Origin of the sequence: Pseudomonas sp. AU11447 (assembly GCF_001672555.2) — a bacterium.
GTDB lineage: Bacteria > Pseudomonadota > Gammaproteobacteria > Pseudomonadales > Pseudomonadaceae > Pseudomonas > Pseudomonas nitroreducens.
On sequence record NZ_LZDG02000013.1, the window covers coordinates 1 to 13,328 of the forward strand.

Here is a 13,328-nt window from a genome sequence, read left to right on the forward strand (position 1 = left end):
TTCATCCTGGCAACGTGGCACCAATGAAAACACCAACGGTCTGCTCCGCCAGTATTTCCCCAAGGGCAGCGACTTCAGCAAGCTGACCGTCGAAGCCGTCAATCGGACAGTAGCGAGGATCAATCTACGCCCGCGCAAGCGCTTGGGCTGGAAGACGCCGTACGAAGTGCATACAGGGGTGAGCGTTGCACTTATGTGTTGAATTCAGGCCGTTATAGCTGGCTGAATCCGTTCGCGAGCAAGCTCGCTCCTACAAAATCAAAAACGCTGGAGCGCCCGCCACGCGGGTCCTGCACAAAATCCTTACATCTTTCTACAACTTCGATCCGTAGGAACAACGGGGTCTTACATCGCCTTCCAATAATCCGGTGGCATCCGTGCCCGAGCCACGGCCTCTGATTGATTGGAGATAACAATAATGATCCAACGTAGAGTTCCGCTCCGTCGCGCCCGCCGTTTCCCGGAGGTGCGCCATGTCTGAGCCCCATCACGCCACGAACGGCGAAAAAATCCAGCTCACCCGCGCGCTCAAGAGCCGCCACATCTTCATGCTGTCGCTGGGCGGCGTGATCGGCACCGGCCTGTTCATGGGCTCGGGCGTCACCATCAGCTCCGGCGGCCCGATGGGCGCCATCCTCGCCTACCTGGTCGCCGGCCTGCTGATGTACCTGGTGATGGTCTGCCTGGGCGAGCTGTCGGTACAGATGCCGGTCTCCGGCTCCTTCCAGGCCCACGCCACGCGCTTCATCGGCCCGGCCACCGGGTTCATGATCGGCTGGGTCTACTGGATGAGCTGGGCCTCCACCGTCGGCCTGGAATTCACCGCCGCCGGCATGCTGATGACCCGCTGGTTCCCCGAAGTGCCGATCTGGCTGTGGTCGGGCTTCTTCGTGGTCGTGCTGTTCTCTCTCAACGCTCTGGCCACCCGCGCCTTCGGCGAGGCCGAATACTGGTTCTCCGGGATCAAGGTTGCGGCCATCCTCGGCTTCATCGTGGTCGGCCTGCTGGTGATCTTCGGCGCCATTCCGCTGAACAGCGGCGAGGCCGCGCCGGGCCTGTCCAACCTGGTCGGCGACGGCCTGTTCCCCAACGGACTGTCCGCCGTGTTCGCGGTGATGATGACGGTGGTCTACGCCTTCCAGGGCTGCGAGATCATGGGCGTCGCCGCCGGCGAGACCGACCAGCCGGAAAAGAGCATCCCGCGCGCCGTGCGCAACGTGGTGTTCCGCGTGCTGATCTTCTACGTGCTGGCGATTGCCGTGCTGTCCTGCATCGTGCCGTGGAAGCAGGCCGGGCTGATGGAAAGCCCGTTCGTGCAGGTGTTCGACATGGTCGGCATTCCCTACGCCGCCGACCTGATGAACTTCGTGATCCTCACCGCGATCCTCTCGGTGGGTAACTCCGGCCTCTACGCGTCGACCCGCATCCTCTGGGCCATGTCCAAGACCGGCATGGCGCCGCGCAAGCTGTCCAAGCTCAGCGCCCGTGGCGTGCCGCTCTACGCGCTGCTGATCAGCCTCGGCTTCGCCCTGCTGTCGCTGCTCACCAGCGTGGTCGCCGCCGACACCCTGTTCATGGTGCTGATGGCGGTGAGCGGAATGGCCGGCACCGTCACCTGGATCGTCATCGCCTACGCCCAGTACCGCTTCCGCCGCGAGCACATGGCCAAGGGCGGCACCGTGGCCGACCTGAAATACGCAGCGCCCTTGTTCCCGCTGATCCCGCTGGCGTGCATCGCGATTTGCTGCTCGCTGTTCGTGTTCCTCGCCATGGACCCGACCCAGCGCCCGTCGCTGTACTGGGGCTTCGGCTTCATGGGTGCGTGCTACCTGGCTTACTACCTGCTCAAGCGCAAGCGTGGCCAGGTGTTGAGCGAGGAGGCGCTGCCGAGTATCGGCTGAGTCGTCCTGCATCGGAAAAGCCCCGCCTCGCGGGGCTTTTTCTTTGGCTCTTTGTAGGAGCGAGGGGGACGCCTAGTTCTTGCTCGCGAACCCGCCCAACTCCGGAACCGCCGGAAAATCTGTTCGCGAGCAAGCTCGCTCCTACAAGGATTCCACCGCTCCCGGAGGCGCAGGAGCGGACTCTGTCCGCGAAGGCCCGCAGGGCCGTTTGTTCGAAGTTGTAACAAGCTCTCGGGGAAAACCCTGTGGAAACCCCTCAGCCCCCGCGTCGCGCGGCCTTCCCGCCGTTCGGCGGCACGTTACAAGCCACCCATTCGGGTGGATTGCGAGCTTGCTGAACACTTGTTTAGTATTGGCTCCAACGCTTCATCCGCCTCAGCAAACGACTACAAGAACGAGGGCAGCATGACTCAGCCATCCCCGCTCAGCCGGGTCCAGGACGGTATCGCCTGGATCACCCTGAACCGCCCCGAGCAGCGCAACGCGCTCGACGTCCCCACGCTCAAGAACCTGCTGGCCCTGCTCGACGCCTATGAGGCCGATGCGGCCGTGCGCGTCATCGTGCTGACCGGGGAGGGCCGCAGCTTCTGCGCCGGCGCCGACCTCGCCGAATGGGCCGAGGCCGAAGCCCGTGGCGAACTGGAAACCTACGGCTGGACCGAAACCGCCCACGCCCTGATGCGCCGCCTGCACAGCCTGGACAAGCCGACCATCGCCGCCGTCAACGGCACCGCCGTCGGCGCCGGGATGGACCTGACCCTGTGCTGCGACTTCCGCATCGCCGGCGCCTCCGCGCGCTTCAAGGCCGGTTACACCGGAATGGCCTACTGCCCGGACGCTGGCGCCAGCTGGCACCTGCCGCGCCTGATCGGCAGCGAAGCGGCCAAGCGCCTGCTGTTCCTCGATGAACTGTGGAACGCCGAGCGCGCGCTGAACGCCGGCCTGGTCGGCGAAGTGGTCGCTGACGATCAATTGCAGGCTCACGTCGGCCAATTCGCCGCACGCCTGGCTGCCGGCCCGACCTACGCCTTCGGCCACACCAAGCGCCTGATCCGTGAAGGCGCCAGCCGCACCCTGGCCCAGCAGCTGGAAGCCGAACAGGCCGCCGGACTGCTCTGCGGCCGCAGCGAAGATGCTGCCGAGGCACTGCGTGCCGTGGCCGAGAAACGCTCCCCCCAATTCAAAGGCCGCTGACGGCTGCAGGTGATGTGATGGATTTCCAACTGACACAAGAACAGGAAATGCTCGTCGAGGCGGTCAAGGCTTTTGTCGAGAAGGAATTGCTGCCGTACGAAGAAGAAGTGGACCGCGCCGACGCGGTGTCCCCGGAGCTGGCCGCGAAGATTCGTGGCAAAGCCCTGGCGGCCGGCTTCTATGCCTTCAACATGCCCGAGGAAGTGGGCGGCGGCGGCCTGGACTACCTGTCCCAGGCGCTGGTCGAGCGCGAGCTGTCCAAGGTCTCCTGGGCGCTGCATGTGTTCGTCGCGCGCCCGTCCAAGATCCTCATGGCCTGCAAGGGCGAGCAGATCCAGAACTACCTGCTGCCGGTGGTGCAGGGCGAGAAGATCGACTGCTTCGCCCTCACCGAGCCGGGCGCCGGTTCCGACGCCAACTCGATCAAGACCCGCGCCGTGCGTGATGGCGAAGACTTCGTGATCAATGGCTCCAAGCACTTCATCAGCCATGCCGGCCACGCCGACTTCGCCATCGTCTTCGCGGTGACCGACACCTTCGAGCGCAACGGCAAGAAGCGCAACGCCGTGACCGCCTTCCTGGTGGACAAGGGCACCGCCGGCATGACCGTGCGCCGCGGTCCGAAATGCGTGAGCAACAAGGGCTACCACACCTACGAAATCTTCTTCGACGACTGCCGCGTACCGGCCTCCCAGGTCCTGGGCGAAGTCGACAAGGGCTGGGAAGTGGCCAACGCCTGGCTGACCGCCGGCCGTGTGATGGTTGCCGCCAACTGCGTCGGCCAGGCCCAGCGCGCGCTGGACCTGGCGCTGCAATGGTCCGCCGACCGCAAGCAGTTCGGCGCGGCCATCGGCAGCTACCAGGGCATCTCCTTCAAGCTCGCCGACATGGCCACGCAGATCCGCGCCGCCGAACTGATGACCCTGCACACCGCCTGGAAGATGGACCGCGGGACCATGACCGACGGCGAGGCCGGCATGGCCAAGCTGTTCGCCAGCGAAGTGCTGGGCAAGGTTGCCGACGAGACCGTGCAGATCTTCGGCGGCATGGGCCTGATGGACGAAGGCCCGGTGGAGCGCATCTGGCGCAACGCGCGCATCGAGCGCATCTGGGAGGGCACCTCGGAAATCCAGCGCCACATCATTTCCCGTGAACTGCTGCGTCCGTTGCTGCGCTGAATCCTTCGCTCCCTCTCTCTCTGGGAGAGGGTTGGGGTGAGGGATCGACATTGCCGAGACAAGACATGAAAAGAGAAAACCTCCAGCGCCTGTTGGCTCCCCGTCACGTCGCCTTCATCGGCGGCCGCAGCATGGCGCGCGCGCTCAAGCGCTGCGCCGAAGGCGGCTTCCCGGGTGCGATGTGGCTGGTCAACCCGCAGTACGACGAACTCGAAGGCGTGCCCTGCGTGCGCAGCGTCGCCGACCTGCCGGAAGGCCCGGACGCGGTTTTCGTCGCCACCAACCGCGACCTGACCCTGCAGGCCGTCGCCGAGCTGGCCGCCAAGGATGCCGGCGGCGCCATCTGTTATGCCTCCGGCTTCGCCGAGACCGGCGCCGAAGGCGAAGCGCTGCAGCGCCGCCTGCTCGAATCCGCTGGCGACATGGCCCTGCTCGGCCCCAACTGCTACGGCCTGCTCGACTACCTGCACGGCTCCGCGCTGTGGCCGGTGGCCCACGGCGGGCACATGGTCGAGAAGGGCGTGGCGGTGCTCACCCAGAGCGGCAACTTCGCCTACAACCTGTCCATGAGCGACCGCTCGCTGCCCATCGCCTACATGGCCTCGGTGGGCAACCAGGCGCAGCTGGGCGTGGCCGAACTGATGGACGTGCTGCTCGACGAGCCGCGCGTCACCGCCATCGGCCTGCACCTGGAAGGCCTGAAGAACGTTCCCGGCTTCGCCCGCGCCGCCTTCAAGGCGCTGCAGAAAGGCATCCCGGTGATCGCCCTGAAGACCGGCGTTTCCGAGATCGGTGCCGAGCTTGCGCTCAGCCACACCAGCTCCCTGGCCGGCTCCGATGCGCTGTACGACGCGCTGTTCGACCGCCTCGGCGTGATCCGCGTCAGCGGCCCGGTGAGCTTCATCGAAACGCTGAAAGCCGCCGCCTGCGGCAACCTGCCGGCCGGCCCCAGCCTCGCCGCGCTGGCCTGCTCCGGCGGTGACGCCGGGCTGATCGCCGACTACGCCGAACGCAACGGCCTGAGCCTGCCCAAACTGGTCGATGCCCAGCGTGCCGAGCTGGCGCAGGTGCTGCCCGACTACGCCAACATCGCCAACCCGCTGGACTTCACCACCGCCATCTGGGGCGACGGCCCGGCGCTGGAGCGCATGCTCGACAGCGCCCTGCAGACTGAAGCCGACGCCGCCCTGCTGGTGCTCGACTACCCCGGCGAAGAGACCGGCGAACGCCCGCAGTGCGATCTGCTGCTGGAGCTGTACTGCGCCGCGCTGGAGCGCCACGGCAAGGTCGGCTTCATCGCCTCCGCGTTGCCGGAACTGCTGCCCAGGCACGCCCGCGAACTGCTGCACTCCCACGGCGTCGCCGCGCTGCAAGGCGTGGAAGACGGCCTCGCCGCCTGGGGCCGCATCGCCCATTACCGCCAGCGCCGCGAAGCGCTGCTGGCCCGTGGCGAAGCCGCACTGGTGCCGCTCTGCCCGCAGGCGCTGGAAGGCGAAGGCCGCCTGCTGGACGAGTGGCAATCCAAGCAGGCGCTGAAACCTTTCGGCCTGCCGCTGCCACGCGCCGCGCTGAGCACTCCGACCCAGGCCCGTGAAGCGGCCGCCGATGTCGGCTTCCCGCTGGCGTTGAAAGTGGTCAGTGCGCAACTGCCGCACAAGACTGAAGCCGGCGGTGTGGCGCTCAACCTGCGCAACGAGGCGGCGCTGGAAGCCGCACTGTTCGATATGCGCGAGAACATCGCCCGCCACGCGCCCAAAGTGCCGTTCGATCAGGTGCTGCTGGAGCGCATGGCCAACCCGCCGCTGGCCGAGCTGATCGTTGGCATCAAGCGCGAGAACGGCTTCGGTCTGGCGCTGGTGCTGGGCGCCGGCGGCATCCTCGTCGAGCTGCTCAAGGACAGCCGCAGCCTGCTGCTACCGACCACCGACGCGGCGATCCGCGATGCCCTGCTGAGCCTGCGCAGCGCACCGCTGCTCACCGGCTTCCGTGGCCGCGCGCCGGTGAACCTGGAGGCGCTGGTCGAGGCGATCCGTGCGGTGGCCGACTACGCCTGCGAACACGTGGACAACCTGCTGGAACTGGACGTGAACCCGCTGCTGGCAGACGCCGATGGCGCCGTGGCGGTGGATGCGCTGATCCGCGTCGCCGAATGAGCACTCCGTGCCCTGTAGGAGCGAGCTTGCTCGCGAACAAACCCCGCTGCGGGGCGTGGTTCGCGAGCAAGCTCGCTCCTACAAAGAGCAATTCGGTACTTGAAGGACGAATACGAACGCTCCCCTCTCCCGCTTGCGGGAGAGGGGCTGGGGGAGAGGGTGGTGGGCCCGGAATTCGGTGCCACCGACAAGAGCCCCTCTCCCCAGCCCTCTCCCTGAAGGGAGAGGGGGTAAAAGCGGCGCACGCCGGACACTCGGCGTAGGCCCCCACGAGTAGGGCGAATAACCGCTTGCGGTTATCCGCCGAAGAACAGTTCGGGAGATCGTTAATGCAAAACGACAAAACCCTCACCGGCGGCCAGGCCCTTGTGCGCCTGCTGGCCAACTATGGCGTCGACACCGTGTTCGGCATTCCCGGCGTGCACACCCTGGAGCTGTACCGCGGCCTGCCCGGCAGCGGCATCCGCCATGTGCTGACGCGTCATGAGCAGGGCGCCGGCTTCATGGCCGACGGCTACGCGCGCGTCAGCGGCAAGCCGGGCGTGGCCTTCATCATCACCGGGCCGGGCGTGACCAACGCCGCCACCGCCATTGGCCAGGCCTACGCCGACTCGATCCCGATGCTGGTGATTTCCAGCGTCAACCACACCGCCAGCCTGGGCAAGGGCTGGGGCTGCCTGCACGAGACCCAGGACCAGCGCGCCATGACCGCGCCGATCACCGCATTCTCCGCCGTCGCCCTGAGCGCCGAAGACCTGCCCGAACTGATCGCCCGCGCCTTCGCCGTGTTCGACAGCGAACGCCCGCGCCCGGTGCACATCTCGGTGCCGCTGGACGTGCTCGCCAACCCCGTCGCGCGCGACTGGACCCATGAAGTCGTGCGCCGCGCCGGCCGCGGTCAGCCCAGCGCCGAGGCGCTCCAGCAGGCTGTGGATAAACTCAAGGCGGCCCAGCGCCCGATGATCATCGCCGGCGGCGGCGCGCTGCACGCCGCCGATGCCCTGGCCGCGCTGAGCGAGCGCCTGGCCGCGCCGCTGTTCACCAGCGTCGCCGGCAAGGGCCTGCTGGCACCGGAAGCGCCGCTGTCCGCGGGCGCCACCCTGTGCACCCAGGCCGGTTGGGACATGATCGCCGAGGCCGACGTGGTCCTCGCCATTGGCACCGAGATGGCCGACACCGACTTCTGGCGCGACCGCCTGCCGGTCAACGGCGAGGTGATCCGCGTCGATGTCGATTCGCGCAAGTTCAACGACTTCTACCCGAGCGCCGTGGCGCTACTGGGCGATTCGAAAGCCACCGCCGAAGCCCTGCTCGCTGCACTGCCGAGCGCAGCCCGTGACGCGGCGAAAGCGCAGTCGCGGATCGCCGAACTGCGCGCGCAGATCGACGGCGGCCACGCCCCACTGCAACGTATCCACAAGTCGATTCTGGAGCGCATCGCCAAGGTCCTGCCGGACAACGCCTTCATCGCCAGCGACATGACCCAGCTGGCCTACACCGCCAACTACCTGTACCCGAGCAAGGCCCCGCGCGGTTGGCTGCATCCCACCGGCTACGGCACCCTCGGATACGGCGTGCCGGCCGGCATCGGCGCCAAGTTCGGTGCGCCTGAGCGCCCCGGCTTGGTGCTGGTGGGCGACGGCGGCTTCCTCTACACCGCGCAGGAACTGGCCACCGCGACCGAGGAACTGGACAGCCCGCTGGTGGTGCTGCTGTGGAACAACGATGCGCTGGGGCAGATCCGCGACGACATGATCGGCCTGGACATCGAGCCCATCGGCGTCCTGCCGCGCAACCCGGACTTCGCCCTGCTCGGCCGCGCCTACGGCTGCGAGATGCGACAGCCGCAGAGCCTGGACGAACTGGAGCGCGACCTGCGCAGCGGCTTCGCCCATCCGGGCGTGACGCTGATCGAGCTGAAACACGCCTGCGCCCAGTAGGACCTGTTGCACCCGCCGGGGCCCCTGGGCCCTGGCGCCTTGAAGGATGAACACCATGCGCTACTCGAACTTCACCCAACGTATCGCCGGCGACGGCGCCGCCGCCTGGGACATCCACTACCGCGCCCTGGCGCGCATGGAGCAGGGCGACGACATCCTGCTGCTGTCGGTGGGCGACCCCGATTTCGATACTCCCGTGCCCATCGTGCAGTCGGCCATCGACAGCCTGCTGGCCGGCAACACCCATTACGCCGACGTGCGCGGCAAGCGTTCGCTGCGCGAAGCCATCGCCAGCCGCCATACCCAGCGCAGCGGTCAGGCCGTCACCGCCGATGACGTGGTGGTGTTGGCTGGCGCCCAGTGCGCGCTGTATGCCGTGGCGCAGTGCGTGCTCAACCCCGGCGACGAAGTGATTGTCGCCGAGCCGATGTACGTCACCTACGAAGCGGTGTTCGGTGCCTGTGGCGCCAAGGTCATCCCGGTGTCGGTGCGCTCCGAGCACGGCTTCCGCGTGCAGGCCGAGGACGTTGCCGCGTTGATCACCCCGCGCACCCGTGCCCTGGCCATCAACAGCCCGCACAACCCCTCCGGCGCCAGCCTGCCTCGCGCCACCTGGGAAAAGCTCGCCGAGCTGTGCGTGAACAATGACCTGTGGATGATCTCCGACGAGGTCTACAGCGAGCTGCTGTTCGACGGCGAACACATCAGCCCCGCCAGCCTGCCGGGCATGTCCGAGCGCACCGCGACCCTCAACAGCCTGTCGAAATCCCATGCCATGACCGGCTGGCGCGTGGGCTGGGTGGTCGGCCCGTGCGAGCTCTGCGCGCACCTGGAAAACCTCGCCCTGTGCATGCTCTACGGCTCACCGGACTTCATCCAGGACGCCGCCTGCACCGCGCTGGAAGCGAAGCTGCCGGAACTGGAAGCCATGCGCGAGGCCTACCGCCAGCGCCGCGACCTGGTGCTCGACTGCCTCGCCGATTGCGTCGGCGTGCGCGCCCTGCGCCCGGACGGCGGCATGTTCGTGATGGTGGATATCCGCGCCACCGGGCTCTCCGCCCAGGACTTCGCCGACGTGCTGCTGGATCGCCACGGCGTCTCCTTGCTGGCCGGCGAAGCCTTCGGCCCCAGCGCCGCCGGGCACATCCGCCTGGGCCTGGTGCTCGGCGCCGAGCCGCTGCGCGAAGCCTGCCGTCGCATCGCCCTGTGCGCCGCCGAACTGCTCCAGGAGAAACGTTATGCGTGATCGTTCTCAGCTCTACATCGATGGCGCCTGGGTGGCGCCGCAAGGGCAGGGCGTGGCCGAGGTACAGAACCCCGCCACCGAGGACTGCGTCGGCCGCGTGCCGCTGGGCGGCGAAGGCGACGTGAACCGCGCGGTGGACGCCGCCCGCCGTGCCTTCCCGGCCTGGTCGCAGACGCCGTCCCACGTGCGCGCCGGCTACATCCGCGCCCTCGCCGAACAACTGAAGAACCGCGCCGACGAAATGGCCGCGCTGATCACCGCCGAGCTGGGCATGCCGGTGCAGTGGTGCCGCATGGTGCAGGTCGATGGGCCGATCGAGGGCCTGGAAAGCTATGCCGTGATGGCCGCGCACATGGACGAAGTGCGCGAGGTCGGCAACTCGCTGATCGTCAAGGAAGCGGTGGGCGTCTGCGCCTTCATCAACCCCTGGAACTACCCGCTGCACCAGCTGATCGGCAAGCTCGCCCCGGCCCTGGCCGCCGGCTGCACCGTGGTGGTCAAGCCGAGCCAGGACACCCCGCTGCATGCCTTCCTGCTGGCCGACATGGTCCACGCCATCGGCCTGCCAGCCGGTGTGTTCAACCTGGTCAGCGGCCCCGGCTCCAAGGTCGGCGAAGCGCTGGCACGGCATCCGGACGTGGACATGGTCTCGTTCACCGGCTCCACCGGCGCGGGCGTCAAGGTCTCCGAAGCCGCGGCACCAACGGTCAAGCGCGTGTGCCTGGAGCTGGGCGGCAAGTCGCCGTTCCTGATCACCGCCGATGCCGACCTCGCCGCCGCCGTGCGCCATGGTGTGCAGGACGTGATGATCAACTCCGGGCAGACCTGCACCGCGCTCACGCGCATGCTGCTGCCGGCCCATCGCTATGCCGAAGCCGTGGAAATCGCCCGTGCCGAAACCCTCGCGCTGAAGATGGGCGACCCGCTGGACGCTGACAGCTTCCTCGGCCCGATGTGCTCGGGCAGCCAGCGCCGCACCGTGCTCGACTACCTTCGCGTTGGCCAGGAAGAGGGCGCGCAGCTGGTCTGCGGCGGCGCCGAACGCCCGGCGCGTCTGGAGCGCGGGCACTATGTGCAGCCGACGATCTTCGCCGGGGTGAACAACCAGATGCGCATCGCCCGCGAGGAAATCTTCGGCCCGGTGCTGTGCCTGATTCCCTATGCCGATGAAGCGGAAGCCATCGCAATCGCCAACGACTCGCCGTTCGGCCTGTCCAGCGCCGTCTGGGCGGGCGACCGCGAAGATGGCCTGCGCCTCGCCCGGCAGATGCGCGCCGGCCAATGCTTCGTCAACGGCGGTGCCTTCAACTACCGTGCGCCTTTCGGCGGCTACAAGCAGTCCGGCAACGGCCGCGAATGGGGCGAGCAGGGCTTGCACGAGTTCGTCGAGCTCAAGGCCATCCAACTCTGAGCGCCTGAACAGCACCCTCTCCCCAGCCCTCGGCTTTGGCATCCTGCGTCGCTCTACCTCCTGCATCCATGCAGTCGTCTCCCGCAAGCGGGAGAAGGAGCCAAGCGGTTCGGCGCGGCGGCGAAATCTCGCGGTGGCACGGGTAGCTCCCCTCTCCCTTCAGGGAGAGGGGCTGGGGGGGAGAGGGTAGCCACGAGCCCCGAAGTCAGATCATCAAGGAACTCCCATGAACGTACTGATCGTCCACGCCCACAACGAACCGCAATCCTTCAGCACCGCGCTGTACCAGCTTGCCGAGGAAACCCTCCGCGGCCAGGGCCACGAAGTGCAGGTCTCCGACCTCTACGCGATGAACTGGAACCCGGTGGCCAGCGCCGCCGACTTCGGCGCCCGCGCCAACCCCGAGTACCTGGTCTACGCCCTGGAACAGCGCGAAGGCGCCAAGGCCAAGACCATCGCTGCCGACATCCAGGCCGAGCTGGACAAGCTGCTCTGGGCCGACCTGGTGATCTTCAACTTCCCGATCTACTGGTTTTCCGCGCCGGCCATCCTCAAGGGCTGGTTCGACCGCGTGCTGGTCTCGGGCATCTGCTACGGCGGCAAGCGCTTCTACGACCAGGGCGGCCTTGCCGGCAAGAAGGCGCTGGTGACCGTGACCCTCGGCGGGCGCGACCACATGTTCGGCGACGGCGCCGTCCACGGTCCGCTGGAAGACATGCTGCGGCCGATCCTGCGCGGCACCCTGGCCTACACCGGCATGAGCGTGCTGCCGCCGTTCGTGGCCTGGCATGTGCCCTACATCAGCAACGACGCGCGCCAGGACTTCCTGCGTCAGTACCAGGATCGTCTGCAGAAGCTGGAAAACGACCAACCGCTGGAGTTCGTGCGCCTGGAGCAGTTCGACGAGCGCCTCTACCCGCTGCCGCGCTGAGGGCTTTCCTGTAGGAGCGAGCTTGCTCGCGAACAGATTCCCGGCGACTCCGCAGTGAAGTGTATTCGCGAGCAAGCTCGCTCCTACAAGGGCAGCTAGCGCTGGAGAAACGAAAAAGGGCGGCCATCCGAAGAAGGCCGCCCCTGGAGAAAGAGTCAGTCGCTGCAGCCAGGTATGCGCGGGGGAGAGGGCCGTCGATTGGTGTATCGGCGGCCGTACGATGAGCCTGGTATGCCCAACGTTGCTGCAGCGACTTGTCCGGCACTATACGTGGTAACAATCGCTAAAAAACGACCCTATACTGCGATTCAGTTTTGCGGCGCGGACAATAATTGTCGTCGTTTCCTACAAGACGGATAAGCAGGGGGAAGGATGGACGTACTTCACGCGATGCGGGCTTTCGTCCGGGTGGTGGATGCTGGCAGTTTCACCGCCGCCGCCAACGCCCTGGGGTTGTCCACCGCCCAGGTCTCGCGCGTGGTTTCCGACCTTGAAGCGCAACTTGAAGCCCGCCTCCTGCACCGCACGACAAGGCGCCTGGCGCTGACCGAAACCGGCGAGCGCTACCTGCTGCGCTGCCGGGAAATCCTCGCCGACGTCGAAGAGGCGGAAGCCGAGGCCAGCGGCGCGCACCTCAAGCCGCGCGGCCGGCTGCGCGTGCACTCGCTCACCGGCCTCGGCCAGCAACACCTGATCCCGCTGATCTCGCGCTACTGCGAGTCCTTTCCCGAGGTCTACATCGAGCTGACCCTGGCCCAGCGCCAGCCGGACATCCTCGAGGAAGGCCAGGACGTGGTGATCACCCGCGACCGCGAACTGCCCGACTCCGAGTTCGTCGCCCAGACCCTGGGCACCATCTACAGCGTGCTCTGTGCCAGCCCCGAATACCTCAAGCGGCGCGGCACCCCGACCAGCGTCGCCGACCTGCACCAGCACCAGTGCCTGCGCCTGCAGGACCCGACCTTCCCCGAAGGCTGGGCTTTCGAGGAGGGCAATGAGGAGAGCGTGATCCGCCCGCGCGACACCTTCATGGTCAACGTTGCCGAGGCGCTGACCGGCGCAGCTGCCGCCGGTATGGGCATCTGCCTGCTGCCCAGCTATGTCGCCGCGCCCGCCCTGCGGCGTCGCTCGCTGGTGCGCGTGTTGCCCCGGCACAGCCTGCACGTGAGGCACATCTACGCGCTGTACCCGTCGCGACGCTTCCTCGACGCGAAGATCCGCACCTGGGTCGAGTTCCTCAAGATGGAATTGCCGAAGATGTTCGAAGAGGACGAAGCAGCGCTCAACGATCCCGTCAACTGGGCATAAGGCCATCTCGGACCTTGGGCGCTGGCGCGGCAGATCGTCGCAGCCGCTCTATATCAACGTTCTCGG

General features: G+C 67.1%; 10 protein-coding genes. All 10 read left to right on the forward strand.

The genetic code is table 11. From position 1 onward, the window contains the following. Nucleotides 1–202, forward strand: a 202-nt coding sequence (locus A6723_RS31050; protein ID WP_139092866.1) for an IS30 family transposase, incomplete at its 5' end; no start/stop codon positions are given. 271 nt (nt 203–473) lie between these two features. Then, nucleotides 474–1,901: an amino acid permease gene (locus tag A6723_RS00085; protein WP_054910340.1), complete on the forward strand. Its 1,428-nt coding sequence runs from the start codon at nt 474–476 to the stop codon at nt 1,899–1,901. Between the two features lie 405 nt (nt 1,902–2,306). Beyond that, nucleotides 2,307–3,095, forward strand: a complete 789-nt coding sequence (locus tag A6723_RS00090) for an enoyl-CoA hydratase/isomerase family protein (protein WP_054910339.1) — start codon at nt 2,307–2,309, stop codon at nt 3,093–3,095. A gap of 17 nt (nt 3,096–3,112) precedes the next feature. Next, the gene (locus A6723_RS00095) at nt 3,113–4,273 is read left to right on the forward strand and encodes an acyl-CoA dehydrogenase family protein (protein ID WP_054910338.1); all 1,161 of its coding nucleotides are present in this window, start codon (nt 3,113–3,115) and stop codon (nt 4,271–4,273) included. 65 nt (nt 4,274–4,338) lie between these two features. After that, entirely contained in the window at nt 4,339–6,426 is a 2,088-nt protein-coding gene (locus A6723_RS00100; RefSeq protein WP_054910337.1) for an acetate--CoA ligase family protein, read from the forward strand. A 329-nt stretch (nt 6,427–6,755) separates the two neighbouring features. After that, nucleotides 6,756–8,366 (forward strand): 5-guanidino-2-oxopentanoate decarboxylase, encoded by a 1,611-nt coding sequence (locus tag A6723_RS00105; protein ID WP_054910336.1) that lies wholly within the window; start codon nt 6,756–6,758, stop codon nt 8,364–8,366. A gap of 55 nt (nt 8,367–8,421) precedes the next feature. Beyond that, entirely contained in the window at nt 8,422–9,612 is a 1,191-nt protein-coding gene (locus A6723_RS00110) for a pyridoxal phosphate-dependent aminotransferase (RefSeq protein ID WP_054910335.1), read from the forward strand. Then, nucleotides 9,605–11,023 (forward strand): aldehyde dehydrogenase family protein, encoded by a 1,419-nt coding sequence (locus tag A6723_RS00115; protein ID WP_054910334.1) that lies wholly within the window; start codon nt 9,605–9,607, stop codon nt 11,021–11,023. The genes A6723_RS00110 and A6723_RS00115 overlap by 8 nt, the downstream gene beginning before the upstream one ends. A gap of 226 nt (nt 11,024–11,249) precedes the next feature. Further along, complete coding sequence (locus A6723_RS00120) at nt 11,250–11,954, forward strand: NAD(P)H-dependent oxidoreductase (RefSeq protein ID WP_054910333.1); 705 nt, start codon at nt 11,250–11,252, stop codon at nt 11,952–11,954. A 372-nt stretch (nt 11,955–12,326) separates the two neighbouring features. After that, nucleotides 12,327–13,262 carry a LysR family transcriptional regulator gene (locus A6723_RS00125; protein ID WP_037007681.1) on the forward strand — a complete coding sequence of 312 codons (936 nt, stop codon included), beginning with the start codon at nt 12,327–12,329 and terminating at the stop codon, nt 13,260–13,262. The last annotated feature ends 66 nt before the right edge of the window (nt 13,263–13,328 follow it).

Coding starts and splice junctions, on each gene's coding strand:
- A6723_RS00085 (WP_054910340.1), top strand. CDS start 474: ATGTCTGAGCCCCATCACGCCACGAACGGCGAAAAAATCCAGCTCACC.
- A6723_RS00090 (WP_054910339.1), top strand. CDS start 2,307: ATGACTCAGCCATCCCCGCTCAGCCGGGTCCAGGACGGTATCGCCTGG.
- A6723_RS00095 (WP_054910338.1), top strand. CDS start 3,113: ATGGATTTCCAACTGACACAAGAACAGGAAATGCTCGTCGAGGCGGTC.
- A6723_RS00100 (WP_054910337.1), top strand. CDS start 4,339: ATGAAAAGAGAAAACCTCCAGCGCCTGTTGGCTCCCCGTCACGTCGCC.
- A6723_RS00105 (WP_054910336.1), top strand. CDS start 6,756: ATGCAAAACGACAAAACCCTCACCGGCGGCCAGGCCCTTGTGCGCCTG.
- A6723_RS00110 (WP_054910335.1), top strand. CDS start 8,422: ATGCGCTACTCGAACTTCACCCAACGTATCGCCGGCGACGGCGCCGCC.
- A6723_RS00115 (WP_054910334.1), top strand. CDS start 9,605: ATGCGTGATCGTTCTCAGCTCTACATCGATGGCGCCTGGGTGGCGCCG.
- A6723_RS00120 (WP_054910333.1), top strand. CDS start 11,250: ATGAACGTACTGATCGTCCACGCCCACAACGAACCGCAATCCTTCAGC.
- A6723_RS00125 (WP_037007681.1), top strand. CDS start 12,327: ATGGACGTACTTCACGCGATGCGGGCTTTCGTCCGGGTGGTGGATGCT.